This is a genomic window from Hirschia maritima DSM 19733 (genome assembly GCF_000378345.1).
GTDB lineage: Bacteria > Pseudomonadota > Alphaproteobacteria > Caulobacterales > Hyphomonadaceae > Hirschia > Hirschia maritima.
The window spans coordinates 398,593-422,217 of sequence record NZ_KB899546.1 but is presented as its reverse complement, the minus strand read 5'-3'; the positions used below and the strand labels follow the sequence as shown (position 1 = coordinate 422,217).

Below are 23,625 nucleotides of genomic sequence, written 5' to 3'. Positions count from 1 at the left end.
TATCAAAATCACACATCAGCTTGGCGTCTCTGTCAGCCGCTGTTTTCTACCTTGGTTACCAGACCATTTTCTACGCAAAACCTTTGCGCACGGTCACCAAATGCATCAAACAAAGCGGCGTCTGTTCCCGTCAGCCAAGCCTGACCGCCTAAGGCGGCCAATTCATCATACAACGCAGCGCGCCTTGCCGAATCAAGGTGAGCTGCAGCTTCATCTAACAATAGCAAAGGATTAGGGGCAAAGTCGCCCTCTAAAAGTGCTTTTGCATTTGCTAATATCATCCCCATAAGGAGGGCTTTCTGCTCTCCCGTCGAGCATTGAGCTGCCGGAAGCTGTTTAGGCCTATGAGATACCTGTAAATCACTACGATGAACACCGCTAAGCGTCCTTCCAGCTGCAGAATCTCGCCCTCTCCCGTCCTTAAGCGAATCACGTATTCTTAATTCAATACCCTCTTGTGAATCACCTTGCAAAGCCATTGCTTCAAACTCACCTGCAATTGACAGGTCAGCCTTAGGAAATTCACCCTCTGGACGCGCATCTATCGCATTTTGAATCCTCTGAAGCGCCTGCGCTCGATTGACCGCAATCGCTGCACCCGCTTCAGCCAATCGCGCCTCCAGCGCATCTAACCAAGACGGATCTGGTCGCCCTTGCTCAAACAAAGCGTTTCTTTCTCGCATCGCCTTTTCATAAGCCGCGGAAACACTGCCGTGTGAAGGAATGTGAGCTAACACCTGACGATCGTAAAACTTGCGTCTATCCCCCGCAGGCCCAGCAAACACACGATCCATTGCTGGTGTCAGCCACACAACACGTATGAGTTCCGCAAGATTGGTTTGACTAACAGGTGCGTCATCAAGTTTTGCAATTCGGCGCGTACGCCCCTCTGCCGAAACCTCCAGCCCTACAGATATCTGCCGATCCAACCCGTCATCATCCATGCGCGCTGAGATCGCCCAGCCACCTTGCACAGTCTCACCACCATCAACTCGCACAAGAGACGGCAAAGATGCAGCACGCAACCCTTTTCCAGGCCCAAGCATTGAGACAGCTTCAAGCAAATTGGTCTTGCCGGCCCCATTCGCACCAAACAAACACACAGGCCGACTATCCATTTCTAGAACAGTCGAGGCATGATTTCGAAAATTATGAAGTGCCAGACGCTGAATCGTCAGTCCTTGAGCAGGCATATCTGCCTTCTCTTTTTGAATTTCGGACATGTCTTCCACCATCTGGCGGTGCCGACTACACGCGGAGTGGCATCAACACATATTGTGCACCTTGATCAGCAAGATCAGTCACACGCGCCGACGATGCACCATCATTTAGCTCAAAGCGGATGTCATCACCTTCAATCTGCTGTGTCACATCAAGGAGATAACGTGCATTGAACCCAATCTCCAAAGGATCATCATTATATTGAGCTTCTAGCTCTTCAACACCCTGCCCTGTTTCAGCATTAGAAACCTGCAAAATCAGTTTTTCATTTTCCAAAGTCAATTTCACTGAACGTGAGCGTTCGGCTGATACTGTCGCCACACGATCCACAGCGCTTTTAAATTCGGAATTCTTGAGAACAAGAATTTTCGCATTCGATTGCGGGATAACACGCGTATAATCTGGGAATGATCCATCAATCAGTTTGGATGTAATAACAGCGTCACCCACTTTAACGACAATCTTTGATTCTGACGTTGCCACACTAACATCGCTATCTTGAGCCGCATCATCAAGAAGACGACGGATCTCAGCAACTGCTTTGCGCGGGATAATAATACCAGGAAGTGTTTCAGCTCCTTTTGGAGCATCAGCCTCAGCAAGAGCAAGGCGGTGACCATCAGTTGCAACAGCACGCAATTTTACGCTGCCTCCAACCTCAGTCCCATGCATGTATACACCATTAAGGTAATAGCGTGTTTCTTCCGTGGAAATCGCAAATTTTGTTTTATCGATTAAACGACGAAAATCAGCTGCCGGTATTTCAAAACTATTTGGCGCATCTTCTTTGGACATTGTCTGGAAATCATCGGCCGGCAATGTGGGCAATGCAAAACGAGAACGACCAGCAGTTATAGTCAAACGGCGCGTTTCTGTGTCTAGCAACAATCCAATATCAGAACCATCTGGCAATTTACGCACAACATCAAACAAAGTTTGCGCTGGCGCAGTTATAGAACCTGCTTTTTCGATATGAGCAATCGTCGTATCAGACGCCTCCATATCCAAATCAGTTGCTGTCAACCGCAAACTCGTGCCTTCAGCATCAATAAGCACGTTCGATAGAATTGGAATTGTGTTGCGGCGTTCCACAACATTTTGAACGTGAGATAGTGCTTTCATAAAAGCACCGCGGTCTATAGTCAGCTTCATATGCAGTAACCTGCTTTGGATACGGTCCTAATATAGCTGGCGAATTCCAGACTACACTCAAACCCATGTGGATGCGGCCCGACGTTGAAAGGTCGGGCCGAAACAATATCTAGTTTTTTGTGTGAGGGAAGCCTTTAGATACGTCAATATTGAAAAATCAGTATCTAATCTGCTTAACTCGCCTAAAAATTAGCTATTTAATTGTCGATTGCGAGGATCATCCAAAATCTGACGCTTCAATTTTGTCAATTCATCATGCAAATCTGGCTCAGCGTCCAAACGCTCCTGCACCTTGCGACAAGCATAGATAACAGTTGTATGATCACGCTTCCCAAAATTAAATCCTATTAAAGGATAAGAGCACGTTGTTAGCTCGCGACAGAAATACATAGCTATCTGACGAGGCTGAGCTAAATTTCGGCGACGAGACGCAGCATCAAGATCAGCTTTTGTCACACCGTAAAATTTGGCCACAAGATCTTTAACAGTATCAATCTTGGGTGCACGACGCTCTCCCACAATCAATCTGATCGCAGCTTCAACAGCTGCTTCAGTGACTGGTTTATTTGCCAATACTGTTCCAGCAAAAACATTGCGAACGGCACCATAAAGCGCACGACCAGATGCAGTCAGCCTTTCGGCCATCATATTGATCCAAGTTTCTTCCAATTTGAAGTCAGGGAAGTCTTCTTGAATAATCGCAATTTTGGAACGAATAATCTCGGCGCGCATTTCAATCTCAGGACGATGTACTTCTACAACAACCCCGCCCTGAATATCGTCACGCATACGATCATCCAAACACTCAAGACGTGTCGGAGCCGCATCGGCTGAAAGCACAACCTTTCCACCATTTGAAGTTACCGCACGCAAATGCTGGAAGAACTCTTTAAGAGTAGCCGCACGAGAAGTAATCAACTGCAAATCATCGAGTAAAACAATGTCGGCATTGCGGATACGATTGCGCTGAGCACTTGTATCTTTCTGACGAACACCTTCAACAAATGAGAGCATAAAGTCTTCAGCACTCATATATACTGCTGACTTACCACCAGAGTTAACCGCACAATCATGCTCAATTGCACGCAATAGGTGCGTTTTACCTACACCATGCGCACCATAGAATAGTACAACAGATACAGGACCTACTGTTCCTGAAGATACCTTACGCGCTATATTAGCTGCAAGTTGATTGCTTTCACCTTCAACCAATGTATCGAACGTTTGAGTCAGATCGACACCTTGGGTAAAATCAGTGCTTTCTTCTTTCTCTACTTTTTGACTTTTTGAGGAAACATTACTCACAACCTCAAGACTAATGGTCTGGCTTGCACGATTGCTTCGCGCCAAAGCTTTCAGATCATCACAAAGGTCTACGTCAGACATTAGACTGACGGGACGGGATTTAGGGTCTAAAGCAGCCCAAACCCCAACTATGTTTCTCATGTAATCGCGATTAATTCGCTCGCGATCTATTTTAGACTCTGTTGATAGAGTCACAGCGCCATCTACTTCGGCTACAAAGACCAAAGACGACATCCACTTATCAAATGTCTTAGCACCATAAAGGTCGCGTAGTTTTGCGCGAACCTCACCCCAAATGACAGGGCCACGCCCTCCTTCGGAAAGTTGTTCAGTTTGTATATCCAGATCACTTAACAGCGACATGGACTCTGTTTTCGTTTGGTTATCCATCTTACCCACAGCCCCAAATTCTTTTTATATTTGCTTCTTCCTACCCTCAGTTATTTTGGACAAACCACGCCTGTTCACACCCATGAACAAGTGGTGTGTGGTGTCCTTCTGCGGTGCAGGGAGAAACTTCTCTGAGGCGGCAATATTCACCAAAATTAACTATACTCGTCAATGTAGATTCACAGTTTTGGCACCACCCGCCAGAACATTTTTTTTGTCAAATCGAAGGAAAATTTAAAAACACAAACGATTCCAGAGAGGTAGAAAAATCTGCGAAAACGCAAGCAAAAAAAGACTCTTTTTTTCGAAAAAAAACACACAGCATACGGATGAGTTACCCACACGAATCGGCTGCGCGATTAACTAGATATTCACAATACCCAGACTGTGAATAATTTACCTCACACCCCTCAAATTCTCTGGATATTGCTACTAGCAATATCCAGAGATAAGAAAAGGCAGACTATTTCCTAGCCTGCCTCAAACTTTAATCAGCTATCGCTAATTTGTCTTACGCCATCGCCTTAACACGAGCAGAAAGACGAGAAACTTTGCGAGAACCAGTATTGCGGTGAAGAATACCACGGCTCACTGCACGCATAATTTCTGGCTCTGCAGCTTGAAGAGCTGCCTTAGCTGCAGCTTGGTCGCCACCTGAAATAGCTTCTTCAACACGACGAATAAATGTACGCATGCGCGAACGACGATTCTTATTAACAGCCGTCTTCCGCTCGATCTTACGTACCATCTTTTTGGCGGAACTAGTATTGGCCATATAGTGCAATCTCCGAACATAAAATTAGGTTTGAGTTGCTGATTTCAGTATTCTGACCAGAACTCGGAAGCGGGTAGATACCAACACCCCTCATTTTCGTCAACGATGAATCTTCAGAATCTCAAAATTCTTCAGTTACAACACGTTCATCAGCGTTATTTTTCTTACTTATTGTGCCATCGCGCAGGGCGATTTTCAATGAACGCCGCCATTCCTTCTTTCGCATCTTCCAATGAAAACGCGGCATGAAAGGCCTTGCGTTCAAACATTACACCTTGAGACAAAGTCGTTTCATAAGCAGTGTTCACGGCTTCTTTTACTGCCATACTCGCAAGCTTGGATTTACTAGCAATCGACTTACCCATTTCCAATGCGAGGTCCATCAACTCATCTGCTGGTGCTATTCGCGCAACCAAACCTGACGCCAACGCCTCTTCAGCATTCAACATCCGACCTGTTAGACACATATCCATCGCAGTCGATTTACCAACAAAGCGGGTCAAGCGTTGAGTGCCTCCCGCCCCAGGTAAAAGCGCCAAATTGATTTCCGGCTGCCCAAACTTAGCATTATCAGCCGCAACAATAATATCGCACATCATTGCCAGCTCACATCCACCACCCAATGCATATCCGACCACTGCAGCAATTGTCGGCTTGCGACATTCGGCAATTCGCTCCCAATTCGCAGTAACAAAATTCTCTTTGTGATTTTGGGCGTATGTTCTGTCGGCCATCTCTTTTATATCAGCGCCGCCAGCAAACGCTTTTCCGCCTTTACCTGTCAGCACAATACAACCGATATCTTCATCGTTCTCGAAAACATCAACCGCCGCACTCACCTCATTCATAAGGGCATTAGACAGCGCATTTCGCGCCTCGGGGCGATTCAATGTGATTGTCGCAACACCCGCTGCAGTATCAACATTTGTTTCGATCAATTCATAGCTCATCAAAGCTTCTCCATACAGCACGACTGTCCCGTCAGCATGCTGTCTATTCTTCCATAATCGACGATGCTGGACGCACAACAAGCTTAAAACCCACTCTCACACGTCCATCTTCGTCACCCAGATTGATGTGAAGTCGTTCTTCTCGACGCTCAAACACCAATGGTTCTTCTAAAAACACCCATCCGAAGGCAGGCAATGACTCTCTAAAAAAATATCCTGTTTCTTCTGCACTGCCCTGCCCCCAAGCTGAGGTCTCAACAATTCTTCCAAAGGGAGTATCAAACTCCACAGCTAGCTTTTGTTCAGCAAATCCTTCTGGCAGAGGTATATCTTGTATTGTTCTTAAAAAATCTACAGCGCTGGCTGGTACAACAAAACCGACTAAAAAAACAAGTAACACCAACGAAGACATAAAACTTCGGCGCAACAGGGATGTAAATTTCAACATCTGTAGCCCTTCCTGATATGCCCTTCATAAGCTTCGACAAATAACGGCTTAGTTAGCAAGTAACAAGTTCTTCTTGTCAAAAGTTTACTTTTGACAAGAAGAACAGAAGAAAGTTGAACGCCCAGATTGAGAAATACGCTCTATCGGTTTAGCGCAGGTTGTACACGGCTCATCTTCCTTACCATAAACGAAGAAACTATGCTGAAAATAGCCCAGCTTACCATCTGTCTGGGCAAAATCTGAGATGGAAGAACCACCAGCATCAATAGCTTCTCGAATGACATCTTTAATAACCGGCACTAAACGAGCGGCAAGCTTTCCTTTTATTGTTGAAGATTTACGTGTCGGAGAAATACCTGACCGAAACAACGCTTCGCACACATATATATTGCCAAGCCCTGCAACTATCCTCTGATCAAGCAAAGTGTTTTTAATTGGAGAGGACTTCCCACGCAAAACTTGCTCTAAATATTCTGGCGAAAAATGATTAGACAATGGCTCAGGCCCTAATTCAGAAAAACGTTTAGACGCCTCAGCCTCCCCTTCCTTATACAATTCCATAAACCCAAACCGTCTTGGGTCATTAAAAGTAATCGTCACCTCATCTTGCATATGAAAGACGACATGATCATGTTTAGGATTATCCCCAGCAGAATGTTCGAATATTTCAAACCCTTTTCCCTGGATTGAAAAACGGCCTGTCATTCCCAGATGCATTGTGAGCAATTCACCCGATGAAAGCTCCCCCATCAAAAATTTTGCGCGCCGTCCCAGCCTATTGATTTTGCTCCCCTCAAGTCGCTTGACGAAATCATCAGGAAACGGAAAACGCAAATCGGCACGACGCAATTCAACGCGTTCAATGACGCGCCCTTCCATTGCGGGGCTTAGACCGCGACGAACGGTCTCTACTTCAGGCAGTTCTGGCATTCAAATAGCTATAGCGTCCAAGGTCAGCTTCGCATATGGTGTAATCCAAAATTATTGGAATTAAGGTCCACAGGTATTCTATATGGCCGACGAAAAAGTATCATTCGGTTTTGAAGAAGTTTCTCAAGAAGAGAAAGTCTCACGGGTTAAAGGGGTATTCCGTTCGGTTGCCACAAAATATGACCTCATGAATGATTTAATGTCTGCTGGCATTCATCGCATCTGGAAATCCAATATGATTGCCCGCCTCAACCCTCAACCAGGAGAGCTTTTGCTAGACTGCGCTGGAGGAACAGGTGATATCGCCAGAGCCTTTGTTGCAAAAGCCGACGAAGTTCGCAAACGCCGCGGTGGCGAACCTGCGATGGCAATCGTTACCGACATTAATGACGACATGCTGCTGGCCGGACTGGACCAACGCGGTGATGATGGACTGATCTGGGCATGTGCAGACGCAACTAAACTCCCCTTCCCTGACAAAAGCGTCGATGTAGTTACCATCTCCTTTGGTATTCGAAATGTTGTCGATATTCCTGCGGCTTTGCGAGAATTCAAACGTGTTTTAAAACCGGGTGGCCGCTTTGCATGCTTAGAATTTTCACACATGGCCACAAAAGAGCTTCAAGCTGCTTATGATGCATACTCCTTCAACGTTATCCCTGTGATGGGCGGATTGGTAACTGGAGATAAAGAAAGCTACAAATATCTTGTTGAATCTATCCGCCGTTTCCCAAAACAGGAAAAGTTCGCAGAAATGATTGAAGAAGCTGGTTTCTCCAAAGTCTCCTTCACAAATTACACAGGCGGTGTCGCGACACTCCACACAGGCTGGGCAATCTAACACTCCATGTTCAAAGCTATAGCAGACTATTATCGCCTAGCGCGCGCATGTGCGACACTTGCCAAGCATGATGTGCTGATGCCCAAGGAATTGAAAGATCAACTTCCATGGCCCGGGAAAGTATTAGGTTCATTCCTTCGCATTTTCTCAATTAAAAACCGCAAAGGTCGCCCGGCTGAAAGACTTGCAAATGCGCTTGAAAACATGGGCCCCGCCTATATCAAGCTCGGACAATTTCTAGCCACGCGCCCTGACATCATTGGATTTGAAAGCGCGCAAGATTTATCACGGCTAAAGGATAAAGTTCCTCCCTTTCCGCTAAAAAAAGCAGAAGCGATTTTAAAGGAAGAATTTCCCAAAGACTGGAACACCCTTTTTCCAAAACTGGAAAAACCCGTAGCAGCGGCTTCTATTTCACAAGTCCATAAGATAAAAACTGACACCGGCTACAAGGCAGTCAAAATACTTCGCCCCGGTGTTGAAAAGCACATTGCTAAAGAATTGCGTGCCATGCATCGGGCCGCATCTCTTGTTGAGCGATTTTACCCAGATAGCCGCCGACTAAGACCTGTTGATGCAGTCGCCACACTAAAAACTGCACTGACAAATGAATTGGATTTCAGATTCGAGGCAGGTGCCGCTTCTGAATTTCATGAGATTGTCCATCTTGATGATTACGCGACTTCCCCACAAGTGGACTGGGAACGCACTGGCCGCCGTATTTTATGTACTGAATGGGTCGACGGAATACCTATGACTGCATCCAATGCATTTGATGGTGTTGATAAACCCGCTCTCGCCAATAAAATCATCCGAAGCTTTCTTGCCACCGCACTTGATCATGGCTTTTTCCATGCCGATCTCCACGAAGGCAACATGATCCTCCAACCACCAAAGAAAAAAGGTGACGAGCATCAGCTAGCATTGATCGACTTTGGTATTGTCGGCCGGATGGGTCCAAGAGAACGCCTCTTCTATGCTGAAGTCATAAATGGATTTTTAAAACGAGACTATAAACGCCTTGCAAAAGTTCATTTTGAGCATGGATATGTCCCCGCCGATAAGTCGATGGACGATTTTGCACAGGCTTTAAGGTCAGTTGGCGAACCAATTTTCGGTCAATCAGCAGACAATGTCGCAATGGATAAAGTCATTATCCAACTCTTTGATATCACAGAACAGTTTGGCATGCGTATGCGGCCCGAATTGGTGCTCATGCAAAAGACCATGGTTCAAGTGGAAGGCGTTGCGCGTTCTCTTGATCCACGCCACGATATCTGGGCTGCTTCAAAACCTGTGGTCGAGCGGTGGGTAAAACGTGAATTTGGGCCTGAAGGTGCCGCCAAAATCGCCAAAGAAGTTGCGATAGAAGCAACCGATCGCATCAAACGTCTGCCCGAAATCATGGACCGTTTTGAAGGTGCCCTCACTAAACTCGAGGAAACACCAGAACCACCCGTCACAAAATCAAATTGGGTACTTCCAATATTTACATTTATTATAGGTGCCCTCGCCGCAATAGCCGCGAACCAGGTCGATTGGGCACAACTGTTTCAGAGATAACAAACTACGGCTCAACACTTGAGGAGTAATTTAATGGTCGAGAAAACATGTAAATGCTTGTGTGGGGCCGTTTCGTTCGTTGCGGAAATTGAAACAACTGACTTTGGTGTTTGCCATTGCAAAATGTGCCAAAGATGGTCGTCCGGTCCCTCTCTCACGGCTGATGCAGAAATCAACAATTTGACGGGTGAAAATGACATCACTTTTTACCAATCGTCTGAATGGGCTCAACGTGCATTTTGCAGCAAGTGCGGCTCAAACCTCTGGTACGAAATTATCGCCGAAGGACCCAACTTTGGCGCTAAATACATGTCTGCTGGAGTAATCGACGATTTAGGCGGTATGAAATTGGCGACCGAAATCTTTATCGAAGAAAAGCCAGATGCATATTGTTTCTCCGGAGACCTTCTTCAAATGACGGGAGAAGAAGTCTTTGCCGCACATTCATCAACTGAAAACGGCAACTAAACCATATTAGCCATTCACGGAATTGTTTTGGTTCAATTCGTGCATTCTTCATTTAGATGCGCTAAATACAGGGTAATTCAACCCATTGGGAGACTCGCGAAGTGTCTGATAAATCTATTCTTCTTATCATTGGAGGCGGAATCGCTGCCTACAAAAGCCTTGAGCTAACTCGTGAGCTTGGACGTAGCGGTGTAAGAACGCGCTGTATCCTCACAAATGGCGGAAAAGAGTTTGTTACCCCCCTCACTGTGTCCGCTCTAACCGGAGAAAAAGTTTTTAGCGAACTTTTTGATCTCGATGATGAAGCAGACATGGGCCACATCCAATTGTCGCGCTCAACCGATCTGGTTGTTGTCTGTCCCGCAACTGCCGATCTAATGGCAAAAGCAACAGCCGGTCTTGCCAACGATCTAGCCAGTACAACCCTGTTGGCCACAGATAAACCTGTTCTTATGGTACCCGCAATGAATGTGCGCATGTGGGAGCATCCGGCAACCCAACGCAACATCCGCCAACTACGTCTCGATGGTGTTGAGGTCATGGAACCAGATGTTGGGGATATGGCGTGTGGGGAGTTTGGCCCAGGCCGCCTACCGGAAGTATCTCGCATTAAGGATGAAATCCTCGACCATTTGGCACGTCCGGAAGATGGTCCTTTGTCAGGGAAGACAGCAATCGTCACTGCCGGTCCCACACGTGAAGCTTTAGACCCCGTGCGATATATCTCCAACCATTCTTCCGGTAAGCAAGGCTATGCCATAGCCACAGCACTCGCCCGTCTTGGTGCAGACGTTACACTCGTATCAGGACCAACAGCAATTCCACAGCCCTCTGGAATGAATTTTGTTCAAATCGAAACAGCGGTTGAAATGCTGGATGCTGTCAAAAAAGGATTGCCATCAGATATATTCGTTTCAGTTGCAGCCGTCGCCGATTGGCGTCCTGCTGAACCGTCTGACATAAAGATCAAAGCGAAGACGACAAAAGATGGTCTTGGCGCGCTTTCCTTGGTGGAAAACCCAGATATTCTCAAAACCATCTCGCACCTAAAAGGCAAACGCCCAAAACTCGTCGTTGGCTTTGCCGCGGAAACCAATGATGTGGAAAACCACGCTCAAGGCAAGCTCGAGCGCAAAGGTTGTGATTGGATTGTCGCCAATGATGTTTCTGGCGATGTGATGGGTGGCTCAGAAAATGAAATTGCACTTGTTAAACGCGATGGCATTGAACGCCTGCCCCGTATGGATAAAGCCGCAGTTGCTCAAAATTTAGCAAAACGTATAGCTGAAAGTTTTGAGAGTTAAATCCCTCATCACAAATAGCGTTTCTATATTTAATGCTAGATATTACTCGGTAGCTACACTTGTAGGCCGCCTAACGCTATCTAGAAGTGAAACTATTTCTTCCAAAGTATATTTTGGCGCAACTTGACTAGCTCCAACCTCCGATTCAGAATTAGAAATTGATTTTTCAATTCCTCGCTTACCATGAGCAATTCCGCACAAAGCATGATACTTAGAAATTTTAACTTGTGCAGCAGTTAAGTTACTTTCTTGCAGATCTTGAACGATATCTGCGCGAAGCTTATCTCTCTGAACGTTAACAGAGCGATACAACAAACCAGCTTCTAATTCAGCCAAAACCACACTCGACAATTCACTCTCAGTACCTGTTGCAACAGCGGCTAAACTAGCGAGTATATTCGCACTACTCACAGGCTCCGCCAATCCAGCAGATGCCATAAGTCCAAGACTTGACAACCTCAAAGCCGAACGAGTTGTTTTAGTTTGATTGATCAACTCGGACATGTAGGCGTCACACAGCACATCAGATTTAGAAATCAATGCAATTATTGTCGCTTCCTTAAAGCTTTCATCTGAATCTATTTGTGCCATCTCCATAAATATTTGATCTAATTGAATCTCCTTACTTTCAGTACCAGAAAAATATTTTTTATCTAAAGTGAGTTTTGTAGAATAATCTTTTAAAGCTGGCGCATTCAAACATCCACCAACAAAAGAAAACGAAATTATTGCAGCAACGAATCTAAAAAGCACAACTGTTCCCCAACAACTGAAAATCCCGTTAAAATAAACTATAGATATCGAAAACAATCAATAGTTGCTCTTAATAGTTCTTTCCAACATAATGCAAACCAGTCTATGCATGTCTCCAAATTGAGGAGACATGCCGTATGACACAACCTGTAAATACCGCCACGATTGAGGTAAAGCCCCTTCCCCATTTTGAAGGATTGGCACTGCCCGCTTATGAAACAGCGAGTGCTGCGGGAATGGACTTACGTGCAGCCAATGCTGAAGGTGAAGATATTACATTAGAGCCAATGCAACGCGACATGGTGCCAACGGGTCTCAGCATGGCGATCCCGCATGGTTATGAAGTCCAAATCCGTCCACGTTCTGGCCTAGCCGCGAAACACGGCATCACCTGTCTAAATACACCAGGCACAATTGACGCTGATTATCGCGGCGAAGTGAAAGTGATCCTCATCAATCTGGGTTCTGAGCCATTTACGATAAAACGCGGCGAACGCATTGCCCAGATGGTGGTTGCCCCTGTCACTCAAGGTGTGTGGAAAGAAGTTAACGAGCTTTCCAGCACTGAACGCGGCGAAGGTGGTTTCGGGTCTACAGGGCGCTAGCCCCGCAATATGTTTGGCAACACAAAACGAAGAATATTATTCATAGCGATCGCGGGAGGTTTCTTTTTCGCGATCTCGCCTGACATACTGGTCGCTTTATTTTTCTGGTTTGTCTCGAGTGTTTTAATTATCGCGCTTACGATTCCCAAAGAACCAATCGAAGAATCTGATCCCTATGAACAAGATTATTGGGTAGAAACCACAAAAGACAAACCATCCGAGAATGATACTTAAGCAGCCCATCAACATAGACATTTGAATCTACTCAGCGTTACTTGTAGATTTCTACACTTCACCTACACTTTCACTACAGCAGCAGTCTTAGATGGAGGTGGATATGTCAAATACTACTCTTACTGGAACCATCGTCTCGGTTTTACTATTGGGCATGCCATCAGCGTTTGCTCAAGCGGCCCTCACCCTAGAAGACCCATCCGGCCCTCAGATAGAAGTGACCTGCGACAATGCTTCTCCAGATATTTACATCCATATGCTGGAAAGCACTTCAGATTTTGCAACACCTGTACGTCTATTGTTTCAAGGAACTAAAGTTGATGCAAACTATCGCGCCCGCCTTGAGGTAGATGCCGATGAATTGGAATACTGGCAATATGATGAAAACAAAGCAGTTTTCGAACCCAGTTTTCCAATCGCTTTTCTTGATGCACTGGCAGAAGCGGATCGCGTCATTCTGGATGTATTTGTAGCAGAAGACAGGCCAGTTCCTGGCATATTCAACATCACCGCCGAGGACAGAAACTTCTTTTCTTCATGTTCAGAAGCCAATTCAGAGCGCGTCCATACAGAATTAAAAGCTTTAGGCCTTGGTCCATATGCGCCTACTGAGGAATCCATAGCCACAGAAAAAGCAGAACGTGCTGCTGGCGGGCGAATTTACTATTACGCCAACTACATGGGGTTACTCCCAGAGCTACTAGAATCTGATTTATTGCCCTCCTATGAAGAAAGCAAATCCGCACCAGCAAATACAACTTCGGAAGCGCTAAAACCCGTCTCGGGGCAGATCACATATTTTAAATCCACTAAACCTGAGCAAATGGCCCGATTGGAAGAGAAAGTCATTTATTATGGATTTGAATCATTGGATCAATGGGCGCAGACTGGCGATGTCATTACCGTTGCCATGATCCATATGCAGTATGATCAACAAAAGCCCGGCTTTGTCCAAGAAATATTGGCGCACACCGAGGAAGAAAAAGCGCAAATGAGCCAAGGCAAGCTCGACTATGTACAATTCATGCAGGGTTTTCACCCCAGTGAACTGGACTGGTTCTATGAAAATGTGGATGAGTATTTCAGGCTGACGGAGTAGAAGAAAAAACTCACCTAAATTCATTACCTTCAAACCTTGTGGAACATCTGGCAACTTTTTGTGCTGGCGGAACACTATGGTTTGTACTTGGTCATGTGATTAGTGGCCAAGTCTCACGGTCATTCGAATTGTTATGAAATAATGAGAGCTTAATTGTATGAATGAAAACAAAGACAAAATGTATTTGATGATTCAGCAATTCCTCACAGGTACATTTTCATATGATGATCTTTTTGAAAAATATTCTGAATTTTACTTGGAAGTTGTCACCGATGAAGAATTGGATGAGATGCCGAAGATTGAATATATGTTCTTTTCCGAAGTACATGACAAATTATATTGGGTCGATGAAAAACCCGACGACGAAAGTCGGAGTTTTGGTTGGATTGACTACGACCAATATAAGACATGGATTGTTGAGAAAAGAGACATTTTGCGTTCCAAAATGAATAATCCAAACGATACGTGAGAGCACATCAAACTTTATCTGGTATTCTTCAACATCTTTGCCTCCCAAAAAATCACCCCTACTCCAACTTGAACTGCTCACCAGCCATGTTGGCAAATAGATAGTCATCAGTGTTCTTGACGATGTTAAGCTCGCCAAAGGCAAAGGCTGTGCGGTCTATGATTATATCCCGCGGGCGTAGTTCGCGGGACAATTCAAGCCCCTCCAATGTGCGACAGCGGGAAAACGCAACATAAGCCTGACCATGCGCAAACATACCATTATCAAAATCGATATAAACGTTATCCAGTGTCATGCCTTGGGATTTGTGAATGGTCACCGCATAGGCCAAGCGCAATGGAAGTTGTTTGAAAGATCCTACAACTGTACGGCTGACGGACTTTTTATCAGAGTCGAAATCATAGCGATACTTTTCCCAGGCCTGAGGCGCGATACGATAGGTCTCGCCATCTATTTTCACAAAAACAGAAGTTTCACCCAGCGCTTCAATTGTGCCGATTGATCCATTGACCCACCTGCCCTCTGGATCATTCTTGATGAGCATAACACGCGCACCAACTTTAAGATCAAGGAATGCATCAGTTGGGAAAGAGCGCTCATCAAACTGACCATCGCTCACACCTTCATAGCTTGTTGGTGTACCGGGAAGTTCATCCAGCCGCTGTTGGTTTATCCGCCATGCCGCAGCATTATTGGGTGTAAGCACAATATGTGTTTCTGACGCCTCAGCTGGCGAGCGCTTGGACACGCGTTCACCCAGTGATTTTTGCTCTTCAGGTCCTAAGCGGCCATTCCTTAGAGCGTTGAGGATGTTTAAAAACCGCTCATCCTCCTGACGAAACACGTGTTTTAAGGCCGCTAATTGAAACTGAGCATCCTTGAAAGCTTGAGATAAGAAAAACCAAGGCCCACCAAATCGATCATGCAGAATGGGTTCAACTTCATTTTCTACAACGGGTGGCAATTGGTGAAGATCACCCGACAGAATAACTCTCACTCCCCCAAATGGGCGTTTGTCATTTCGATTAAGGCGCAACATATCCGACATGGTTTGCAGCATATCTGAGCGCACCATGGAAATCTCATCAACAACGAGCGTTTCCATCGTTTTGACCAGACGCTGATTGCGCATTTTCTTTACATCCGCCGGATCAAGTAATCGCGGTGGAAACTTGAAAAATGAATGTATGGTCTGCCCACCCGCATTCACCGCCGCCAATCCTGTTGGCGCAAGCACAACTGATTTATTTCCAGTCGTTCGCAAAATACGTTTTAGCATGGTCGTTTTACCCGTACCCGCGCGCCCCGTCAGGAAGAGATTGCGATTGCCGAGCAATATCTCCTTGAGCAGTGGATCGTAAGTTGCGGACTCACTATCCTTGTCTGGGTTCACATAAATGACCAAATGAAGGCTTCCTTCAAACGCTTGAACTGGTAAAAGACAGCATGTTTGCGACACTTGCCAACTAAAAAGCAAGGTCGATTCGCATAAAATCAGCTAGGTACAAAGCATGAATCTCTCTCCAGAACAAATCCAGCGTTACGCACGCCACATCATGCTGAAAGAAATTGGCGGACCAGGACAGCAAAAACTACTTGGTGCGAAAGTCGCAATGATTGGTGCTGGTGGATTAGGCGGTCCCGCTGCGCTGTATCTGGCCGCCGCAGGTGTTGGTTCTATTCGATTGATAGATGATGATGATGTGTCACTTTCCAACCTTCAAAGACAGATATTGTTTTCTTCTGAAGAAGTGGGGTTATCCAAAGTGCAATGCGGAGAAAAACGGCTCACTTCTCTCAACCCAGATTGTAAAGTCAGTGCGGTCAATCACAGATTCGCTCCGGAAAATGCGGCAGAATGCATTGGCGATGCCGATTTTATACTCGACGGGTCTGACAGCTTTCAAACACGCTTTGACGTCAACCAGTTCTGCCACGAAAACAATCGCACTCTCATATCTGGCGCTGTGGGAAGATGGACCGGCCAAGTCTCAGTCTTTAAATCTGGTCGACCAAAAAACGAAGATGCACAAGATAAGCTGCCTTGCTATCGCTGCCTCACACCTCAATTACCCGAAACAGAGGTGAGCTGTGCAGAAATTGGCGTGATCGGGCCTCTCACAGGCATTATCGGCGCACGTATGGCCATGGAAACTGTCAAGGAAATCACCAATGCCGGTCAATCCATGGCCGGTCGCTTATGGATATATGATGCTCTTTCAGGTGATAGCAGAAACATCAAACTTCCTGTTGACCCAGCCTGCCCCTGCTGCAGTTCAAATTAAATTCAAATTCTCCTATTGAGCGAGTTTTGCTTGCTGCCCTCTCACATCTCGACTATTCTAGATAGAGAACTGCTTCGTCATCAGAAATTGAAACTGGTCGGAGAAAATCTATATGGGGCGAATTTTACTCAGCATATGTGGTTTCATATGCGTGATCATCATAGCCGCTGGGGCGACATTGCTACGTCCCAATATTCCCCATGAAAAATTAAAACAGAAATACGCCGTCTCAGCCTCAAAATTTATTGAATTTGAAGACGGTAGTACCGTTCATTATTTGGATTCAGGACCAATCGATGGAAGTGGCACTCTTCTTCTATTGCATGATTTTGCCAGTTCCGCATTTGAATGGCGGCCTTGGATAAATGAAATACGCGGCAGATATCGGATAATCGCAATTGATCTGCCGTCACATGGTCTCACAACAAATTCACTTTCCTATATTCACAAATCTCAGGGTCATTTGGAATTTTTGTCCAGCTTCGTCGAAAAATTTGAGCTGGAGCGCTTCGCAATTGGAGGATCAGGCCTAGGTGGGAAAATGAGCCTTGATTACACAGCTGCATATCCAGAAAAAATTGAAGCTGTTATTCTTATTGGGCCAAATGGTTGGTCTCAAAGTGTAGAAGAAGCATCCTTTGATCCACTTTTGCGGGAATTTCGTCGATATCCGCTTTTGTCCCCCCTCCTTAAATGGATTGATCTAAAACCATTTATCAACGTCAAAATTGATCGAGGCTTTGCAAATGATCATGCCGAGAGACAAAAGTTGATAGACAGTCTAAGTGAATTTGCCCGCATCAAAGGCCATCGACGCGGACTGGAGCTTCAATCGAGAACACTCGCAACTGATATGCAGCCGACATACAAATTAAATAAGCCAATTCTGATTTTACGCGGAGATAGAGACAATATATCACCTGCGCGTTTTTCAGTTCAACTCAACAAAAACACGCCGCAATCAACTATGATAACCTATGAAATGTTGGGACATTTCCTACACATAGAAAGCCCGAAACGTTCACTGAATGATGTGCTGTATTTTTTAACTGATACCAAGCTAGCTTTGTCTCAAAATACGGACAAAAGCTTAGAAACCAATCGAGCAATCAGCCAAGAAACTGAGGTTACGCAAACTCCAGTTGATTAAATGCCCCACTCACTAGCAAGGCAGCCGTTTCCACGAAAAGAAAACTCTTCAACAACGTTATCGTGGTGAACAATGAATTGTGTGTTGCAGACAGATTTCAATGTATAACGCGGAACCCAAACTTTGCGAGATTCAATGAAACGTCGTGTTTCGACCTTCCCGTCTTGGTTTTCAAACTTTGCTGATGTGCGATAATAGCGATGATCAAAATACCCGCCGCGCGGAAGATCTTTAGAGGCCTTATAAATCCAGATCTCTCTTCCATCTTCAAGGCGATTAACAGTATCTGGCTTTCCCCACTCCTGAATTAACTCCTGAGTAGTTTGTCCCTGATACTGAGTTAATTGTTTGCGATAGCCTTCAGTCGTTTCACAAGCACCAAGGCCGATGACCGCCAATAAGCTAAGAGATAATAATTTGATTTTCATCTCTGAAAATCCCCTGAACACGCAATACTAATCTGATTTGAGATCTCTCATTATAATCCTTAAATTTTGTTAATGCTACGGCAAATATTACAGAAAGTTTATAAATTTCTACATTTTCCGAACACAATTCTAGCGACAGGCAAAAAGAAAACCCCAAATACGCTTAATCGGGTATTTGGGGTTCAAATTGTTATATTTTTTAATCTTAAATAAGTTCTGGAATAACGCGATCAGGCACCATATGCCCATCCAGAAAATTCTTAATATTAATAATGACTTTTTCACCCATTTCAGTGCGCGCTTCCACAGTAGCTGATCCCATATGAGGAAGAAGAACAACGTTCTTTAAAGCAAGCAATCTTGGATTTATCTCCGGCTCATTCTCAAATACATCAAGACCAGCCCCAGCTATCTGCCCTGCCTCAAGAGCATTAATCAGCGCTTCTTCATCTATAACCTCACCGCGTGACGTATTGACGATATATGCATGAGGTTGAAGCAGCTTTAATCTACGCTCATGCAGGAGATGGTAGGTCGCAGGTGTCGCCGGACAATTTACCGAAATGATATCCATGCGGGAAATCATCTGATCAAGACTTTCCCAGTATGTTGTCGCAAACTGCGCTTCAATCGCTGGCGAAACTCGATTACGATTATGATAGTGTACTTCCAAACCAAACGCTCTCGCACGTCGCGCTACGGCCTGACCTATACGCCCCATTCCGATTATACCGATGCGTTTACCGAATATGCGGTGGCCAAGCATATAGGTTGGAGACCAGCCTTTAAACTCTCCCGCCCTTAAAGCATCCACACCTTGAACCATGCGACGTGGCAGAGCCAAAATCAACGCCATGGTCATATCGGCTGTGTCTTCCGTTAAAACACCCGGTGTGTTCGTGACGACAATACCTTTTTCAGCAGCTGCTTTCACATCGATATTATCCACGCCCGCCCCAAATTGAGCGATCATCTTCAATTGCTTGCCAGCTTTTGCGATCAATTCAGCGGATAAATTATCGGTCACCGTCGAAACCAAGACATCTGCGCGTCCCAACGCATCTGCGAGTCGATTTTCAGAAAATGGTTCGTCATTAGTGTTCAACTCAGCGTCAAACAACTCGCCCATTCTCTGCTCTATAGGCTTAGGCAGCTTGCGAGAAATGACAATTTTTACCTTGTCCCCTGACATCCCGTATCTCCGTTATTGTTATATTTTTATGTGAGCTGATAACAAATCTGCGTAAAAATACCAAATTTTGAATTAAATCCCATGGTAGAGAAAATTTGAAAAATTGAGTTAACAAGCCATTCATCATGCCACGACATTGTGACTTATCATTAAATGATGGTCATGTTTATGTATACGAGTCAAAATGCTCATTTTCGACGCTATGTCGTCTTTTTAACCCTTTCGCTGTGCGCATTGGGTTCCTCTCATTATGGAACGGCTTCTGCCCAAGAAAATTTCAGTGTTGAACCTGCAAGTTTAACACCATTTGTCCATCATGATCAGAACCGACGTATTTCCAAATTTTCAAGCATGCCCGTCCCTCGTTATGCCAGTTTGAAGTATAACGAAGTGAATGGTCGCGTGGGCCCAGGATTAGAATATCCTATTAAATGGGAATATCAGAGAAGTGGTCTGCCCGTTCTTGTGATCAAGGAATCTAAATACTGGCGAAAAATCCGCGATCCTCAGGGAGACGAAGTCTGGGTACACCAACGCATGCTTGGTGCTCGCCGCACGGGTATCACCTCAGATCAAATTACGATTTTCCAAAAGCCCGACACAAGCACTCGCGCAGTCGCGGAAGCAGAAATGGGTGTCGTTGCAGACATCGCGGAATGTGAAGGTGATTGGTGTCGTGTCGATATTGATGGAAAACGTGGTTGGACAAGCCGCAATTCTATCTGGGGCGTAGACGATTTAGGGTAAATCCTAATCACTTCATGCCCTATATCAGCGCACTGAGGGGTTTGCCCTTCTGATTCATCGTGCTAACTCATCTTCAAAATGTATCATCACAGCATGATAATTCTATTTTGGAGAAGGCCATATAATGTCCAGCCCAGCTGACTATCACCAATCACAAGCTTCATATTCTTATGAGGACCTCATAAAATCGAGTGAAGGCAATTTATTCGGACCAGGGAATGCTCAACTCCCCGCCCCACCAATGCTTATGCTCGACCGTATTGTTCAAATCGATCAAGAAAACGGTGAGTATGGAAAAGGTAAATTGGTTGCTGAACTAGATGTGAACCCTGACCTATGGTTCTTCCAATGTCACTTCCCAGGGGACCCGGTTATGCCTGGCTGTCTTGGCTTGGACGCAATGTGGCAACTTGTTGGTTTTTGGCTAGGGTGGTCTGGATCTCCCGGTAAAGGTCGCGCACTTGGAGTTGGTGATGTAAAATTCACGGGACAGGTGACAAACGATATCAAAAAAGTACGATACGAAATCAGCATTAAACGTGCGATTCGTGGACGCTTGGTTATGGGGATCGCTGATGGGCTTGTCTTTGCAGATGATGAAAAAATTTATCAAGCAAAAGACTTAAAGGTCGGGTTATTTAAACCTGAAGCCTAAGCTCTATATATAATAATTGAGGCAGCGCCCGTTAGGCGGCGCGCCCGAACAAAAAGGTAGGCACACATGAGTGCAACTGGTCTTCGTCGCGTCGTTGTCACAGGAATGGGCATCGTTTCTTCAATTGGTGATAACATCAAAGAAGTCACTGAAAGTCTGAAAAACGGTAAATCCGGTATTACTTTCAGCCAAGATTATGCCGATCGCGGGTTTCGCTGTCATCTTGTTGGAAAACCTAAAGCTGTTCCTAAAGACAATATTGAGAAACGCGCCATGCGCTTTATGGGCGATGGTTCAGGTTATTGTTACATGGCAATGGAACAAGCACTCGAAGATTGCGGCCTACCCGAAGAACTCGTATCAAACCCAAGAACAGGTTTGATCGTTGGTACAGGCGGCCCCTCAACGCGCGCCATCGTAGAAGCAGCCGATGTTGCGCGCGAAAAAGGCATCAAACGTATCGGGCCTTTTGCTGTACCTAAAGCTATGTGTTCTACAGCTTCAGCAGCACTATCCACAATGTTTAAAATATTGGGTGTGAACTACTCAATATCCTCAGCATGTACGACATCACTCCACTGCATCGGCGCAGCAGCCGAACAAATCCAATGGGGTAAACAAGACGTCATGTTTGCTGGTGGTGGAGATGAAGTTGAATGGAGCTTCTCTGCCCTCTTTGATGCAATGGGCGCAATGTCTTCTAAGTACAATGACACCCCTACCGAAGCATCCCGCGCATTTGATGAAAGCCGTGATGGGTTTGTGATTTCAGGTGGTGCTGGTATTCTTGTTTTGGAAGAATATGAACACGCCAAGGCCCGCGGCGCGACAATTTACGGCGAAGTCTCCGGTTATGGTGCAACATCCGATGGACACGACATGGTGGCCCCATCAGGTGAAGGCGGTTTACGCGCAATGCAACAAGCTCTTTCAACAGTTGATGCAAAACCAGATTACTTGAACCCACATGCAACAGCGACACCTGTGGGCGATATGATTGAACTTGATAGTGTACGCCAACTTTTCGGCAACAAAGCCGAAGACCAACCGATGATTTCAGGTACAAAATCTATGACTGGTCACGCTATGGGAGCAGCAGGTGTAAATGAAGCCATTTATTCTCTTATTATGATGAAAGAGAATTTTGTTGCACCATCAATCAATATCAAAAATCTAGACCCAGCCGCTGCCGGCATGAACATTGTTCGTGAAGCCCGCGAAGCTGCACTAAAAATGGTTATGTCTAATTCATTTGGATTTGGTGGAACAAACGGCTCTGTGATTTTTTCCAAGGTCTGATCTGAATTAAAATCTAATTGTTCTAAAAGCCTTCAATCAAATTCAGATTGAAGGCTTTTTTTATTTTTCGAAGATATCTTGAGTTCTGGCCTTTTAAATTCACACCCAATATCATATAAAGGTATCTTTATATGTTGAAGTCAGCAAAGGATGATCCAGTGAAATCGAATTACTTCTTCACAAGCGAGAGTGTATCTGAAGGACATCCGGATAAAGTTTCAGATCGCATCTCAGATTCTATTGTTGATTTATTTCTTAGCCGCGACCCTGAAGCGCGCGTTGCCTGTGAAACCCTCACAACGACAAACTTGATCGTTCTAGCTGGTGAAATGCGCATAGCTGATGATTTAATGCCGTCACTAGAGGAGATCGAAAAAGCTGCTCGCAATGCCGTTCGCGACATTGGATACCACCAAAAAGGTTTCCACTGGAAAACAGCAGAGCTGATCAATCGCCTTCATGGCCAATCCACTGACATCGCAATGGGCGTCGATGAAGGAACAGGTGATTTTAAAGAAGAAGGTGCTGGTGACCAAGGCATCATGTTTGGTTATGCCACAAACGAAACACCAGAACTAATGCCTGCACCGATCGTTTATTCTCACAAAATCCTCAAAAACATGGCTAATCTTCGCAAATCAGGTGCACAGCCAGAATTTGAACCAGATGCAAAATCACAGGTAAGCCTTCGCTATGAAAACGGTCGTCCTGTTGGTGTTTCTTCAGTCGTTGTTTCGACTCAACATAAATACGGTTTCACACCCGCAGATATCCGAGAAATGGTTCGTCCTGTTGTACAAGACGTTCTCCCAGATGGCTGGTTCCCACCGGAAGAAGAATTTTATGTGAACCCAACTGGTAACTTTGTTATTGGCGGGCCAGATGGCGATGCTGGTTTGACAGGTCGCAAAATCATCGTTGATACATATGGTGGTGCCGCCCCTCATGGTGGTGGAGCATTCTCCGGTAAGGACCCAACCAAGGTTGATCGTTCTGCTGCTTATGCAAGTCGCTACTTGGCTAAAAACATCGTAGCTGCAGGCTTGGCTGACCGTTGTACAATTCAACTTTCCTACGCCATTGGTGTCGCTAAACCGCTATCAATATTCATCAACACAGATGGAACAGCAAAAATCGACGAAACCAAAATCGAAACTGCTATTCCAGATTTGATGGATTTATCCCCGCGCGGCATCCGCACACACCTCGGTTTAAATAAGCCAATCTATGCCCGCACTGCTGCATACGGTCATTTTGGCCGCGAACCTGAAGCTGATGGCGGTTTTTCATGGGAAAAGACGGATTTGGTCGACTCTCTGAAAAGTCTAGCATAGAACCCTTCTTCTACATTCGAGAAGACAG

The 23,625-nt window shown here is 45.3% G+C and carries 25 protein-coding genes; 14 read left to right on the top strand and 11 right to left on the bottom strand.

The window, feature by feature from the left end:
* Positions 1–32: 32 nt before the first annotated feature.
* The 7 genes from recF to mutM all read right to left on the bottom strand — a co-directional run bounded on the left by recF (position 33) and on the right by mutM (position 7,171).
* Positions 33–1,193 carry a DNA replication/repair protein RecF gene (gene recF, locus F551_RS0110340; protein ID WP_026296774.1) on the bottom strand — a complete coding sequence of 387 codons (1,161 nt, stop codon included), beginning with the start codon at positions 1,191–1,193 and terminating at the stop codon, positions 33–35.
* A gap of 55 nt (positions 1,194–1,248) precedes the next feature.
* Positions 1,249–2,373, bottom strand: coding sequence for a DNA polymerase III subunit beta (gene dnaN, locus F551_RS0110335; protein ID WP_018997436.1), 1,125 nt, complete (start codon positions 2,371–2,373; stop codon positions 1,249–1,251).
* A gap of 189 nt (positions 2,374–2,562) precedes the next feature.
* Complete coding sequence (dnaA, locus tag F551_RS0110330; RefSeq protein WP_018997435.1) at positions 2,563–4,068, bottom strand: chromosomal replication initiator protein DnaA; 1,506 nt, start codon at positions 4,066–4,068, stop codon at positions 2,563–2,565.
* 511 nt (positions 4,069–4,579) lie between these two features.
* A complete protein-coding gene (gene rpsT, locus F551_RS0110325) occupies positions 4,580–4,843 on the bottom strand; it encodes a 30S ribosomal protein S20 (RefSeq protein ID WP_018997434.1) in 264 nt (87 codons plus the stop codon).
* A 164-nt stretch (positions 4,844–5,007) separates the two neighbouring features.
* Positions 5,008–5,793 (bottom strand): enoyl-CoA hydratase-related protein, encoded by a 786-nt coding sequence (locus F551_RS0110320; RefSeq protein WP_018997433.1) that lies wholly within the window; start codon positions 5,791–5,793, stop codon positions 5,008–5,010.
* Positions 5,794–5,836: 43 nt separating this feature from the next.
* A complete protein-coding gene (locus tag F551_RS0110315) occupies positions 5,837–6,241 on the bottom strand; it encodes a hypothetical protein (protein ID WP_033404889.1) in 405 nt (134 codons plus the stop codon).
* Between the two features lie 84 nt (positions 6,242–6,325).
* Positions 6,326–7,171 carry a bifunctional DNA-formamidopyrimidine glycosylase/DNA-(apurinic or apyrimidinic site) lyase gene (gene mutM / locus F551_RS0110310; RefSeq protein ID WP_018997431.1) on the bottom strand — a complete coding sequence of 282 codons (846 nt, stop codon included), beginning with the start codon at positions 7,169–7,171 and terminating at the stop codon, positions 6,326–6,328.
* An 82-nt stretch (positions 7,172–7,253) separates the two neighbouring features.
* On the opposite strand from mutM, the gene F551_RS0110305 reads away from it, so the two are divergent.
* From F551_RS0110305 to coaBC, 4 genes are all read left to right on the top strand, one after another.
* A complete protein-coding gene (locus F551_RS0110305; RefSeq protein ID WP_018997430.1) occupies positions 7,254–8,012 on the top strand; it encodes a class I SAM-dependent methyltransferase in 759 nt (252 codons plus the stop codon).
* Positions 8,013–8,018: 6 nt separating this feature from the next.
* Positions 8,019–9,575 carry an AarF/UbiB family protein gene (locus F551_RS0110300; RefSeq protein WP_018997429.1) on the top strand — a complete coding sequence of 519 codons (1,557 nt, stop codon included), beginning with the start codon at positions 8,019–8,021 and terminating at the stop codon, positions 9,573–9,575.
* A 33-nt stretch (positions 9,576–9,608) separates the two neighbouring features.
* Complete coding sequence (locus F551_RS0110295) at positions 9,609–10,043, top strand: GFA family protein (protein ID WP_018997428.1); 435 nt, start codon at positions 9,609–9,611, stop codon at positions 10,041–10,043.
* Between the two features lie 101 nt (positions 10,044–10,144).
* Positions 10,145–11,347, top strand: coding sequence for a bifunctional phosphopantothenoylcysteine decarboxylase/phosphopantothenate--cysteine ligase CoaBC (gene coaBC, locus F551_RS0110290; protein ID WP_018997427.1), 1,203 nt, complete (start codon positions 10,145–10,147; stop codon positions 11,345–11,347).
* A gap of 42 nt (positions 11,348–11,389) precedes the next feature.
* Here the strand turns inward: coaBC and F551_RS0110285 are convergent, their stop codons facing one another.
* Positions 11,390–12,100, bottom strand: coding sequence for a hypothetical protein (locus F551_RS0110285; RefSeq protein ID WP_018997426.1), 711 nt, complete (start codon positions 12,098–12,100; stop codon positions 11,390–11,392).
* A gap of 137 nt (positions 12,101–12,237) precedes the next feature.
* Here F551_RS0110285 and dut point away from each other — a divergent pair, with 137 nt between their 5' ends.
* The 4 genes from dut (at position 12,238) to F551_RS0110265 (ending at position 14,507) form a co-directional block, all read left to right on the top strand.
* Positions 12,238–12,705 (top strand): dUTP diphosphatase, encoded by a 468-nt coding sequence (dut, locus tag F551_RS0110280; RefSeq protein WP_018997425.1) that lies wholly within the window; start codon positions 12,238–12,240, stop codon positions 12,703–12,705.
* 9 nt (positions 12,706–12,714) lie between these two features.
* Positions 12,715–12,939 (top strand): hypothetical protein, encoded by a 225-nt coding sequence (locus F551_RS0110275; RefSeq protein WP_018997424.1) that lies wholly within the window; start codon positions 12,715–12,717, stop codon positions 12,937–12,939.
* Positions 12,940–13,042: 103 nt separating this feature from the next.
* Positions 13,043–14,038 (top strand): hypothetical protein, encoded by a 996-nt coding sequence (locus F551_RS0110270; RefSeq protein ID WP_018997423.1) that lies wholly within the window; start codon positions 13,043–13,045, stop codon positions 14,036–14,038.
* 157 nt (positions 14,039–14,195) lie between these two features.
* On the top strand, positions 14,196–14,507 hold the full coding sequence (locus F551_RS0110265; protein ID WP_018997422.1) for a hypothetical protein: 312 nt from the start codon (positions 14,196–14,198) through the stop codon (positions 14,505–14,507).
* 58 nt (positions 14,508–14,565) lie between these two features.
* Here the strand turns inward: F551_RS0110265 and F551_RS0110260 are convergent, their stop codons facing one another.
* Positions 14,566–15,912, bottom strand: coding sequence for an ATP-dependent DNA helicase (locus tag F551_RS0110260; protein ID WP_018997421.1), 1,347 nt, complete (start codon positions 15,910–15,912; stop codon positions 14,566–14,568).
* Positions 15,913–16,018: 106 nt separating this feature from the next.
* On the opposite strand from F551_RS0110260, the gene F551_RS0110255 reads away from it, so the two are divergent.
* Both F551_RS0110255 and F551_RS0110250 read left to right on the top strand, forming a co-directional pair.
* Positions 16,019–16,792, top strand: a complete 774-nt coding sequence (locus tag F551_RS0110255; protein ID WP_018997420.1) for a HesA/MoeB/ThiF family protein — start codon at positions 16,019–16,021, stop codon at positions 16,790–16,792.
* A gap of 112 nt (positions 16,793–16,904) precedes the next feature.
* The gene (locus F551_RS0110250) at positions 16,905–17,942 is read left to right on the top strand and encodes an alpha/beta fold hydrolase (RefSeq protein WP_081621176.1); all 1,038 of its coding nucleotides are present in this window, start codon (positions 16,905–16,907) and stop codon (positions 17,940–17,942) included.
* Here the strand turns inward: F551_RS0110250 and F551_RS0110245 are convergent.
* Together F551_RS0110245 and F551_RS0110235 are read right to left on the bottom strand one after the other, a co-directional pair.
* Positions 17,939–18,370: a hypothetical protein gene (locus F551_RS0110245; protein WP_018997418.1), complete on the bottom strand. Its 432-nt coding sequence runs from the start codon at positions 18,368–18,370 to the stop codon at positions 17,939–17,941. The genes F551_RS0110250 and F551_RS0110245 overlap by 4 nt on opposite strands.
* A gap of 205 nt (positions 18,371–18,575) precedes the next feature.
* Positions 18,576–19,562: a 2-hydroxyacid dehydrogenase gene (locus tag F551_RS0110235; RefSeq protein ID WP_018997416.1), complete on the bottom strand. Its 987-nt coding sequence runs from the start codon at positions 19,560–19,562 to the stop codon at positions 18,576–18,578.
* A gap of 168 nt (positions 19,563–19,730) precedes the next feature.
* Between F551_RS0110235 and F551_RS0110230 the strand changes: the two genes are divergently transcribed.
* From F551_RS0110230 to metK, 4 genes are all read left to right on the top strand, one after another.
* The gene (locus F551_RS0110230; RefSeq protein WP_233355235.1) at positions 19,731–20,309 is read left to right on the top strand and encodes an SH3 domain-containing protein; all 579 of its coding nucleotides are present in this window, start codon (positions 19,731–19,733) and stop codon (positions 20,307–20,309) included.
* A 124-nt stretch (positions 20,310–20,433) separates the two neighbouring features.
* Positions 20,434–20,964 carry a bifunctional 3-hydroxydecanoyl-ACP dehydratase/trans-2-decenoyl-ACP isomerase gene (gene fabA, locus F551_RS0110225; protein WP_018997414.1) on the top strand — a complete coding sequence of 177 codons (531 nt, stop codon included), beginning with the start codon at positions 20,434–20,436 and terminating at the stop codon, positions 20,962–20,964.
* Between the two features lie 66 nt (positions 20,965–21,030).
* Positions 21,031–22,263 carry a beta-ketoacyl-ACP synthase I gene (gene fabB, locus F551_RS0110220; protein ID WP_018997413.1) on the top strand — a complete coding sequence of 411 codons (1,233 nt, stop codon included), beginning with the start codon at positions 21,031–21,033 and terminating at the stop codon, positions 22,261–22,263.
* Between the two features lie 131 nt (positions 22,264–22,394).
* Positions 22,395–23,597, top strand: coding sequence for a methionine adenosyltransferase (gene metK / locus F551_RS0110215; protein WP_018997412.1), 1,203 nt, complete (start codon positions 22,395–22,397; stop codon positions 23,595–23,597).
* The last annotated feature ends 28 nt before the right edge of the window (positions 23,598–23,625 follow it).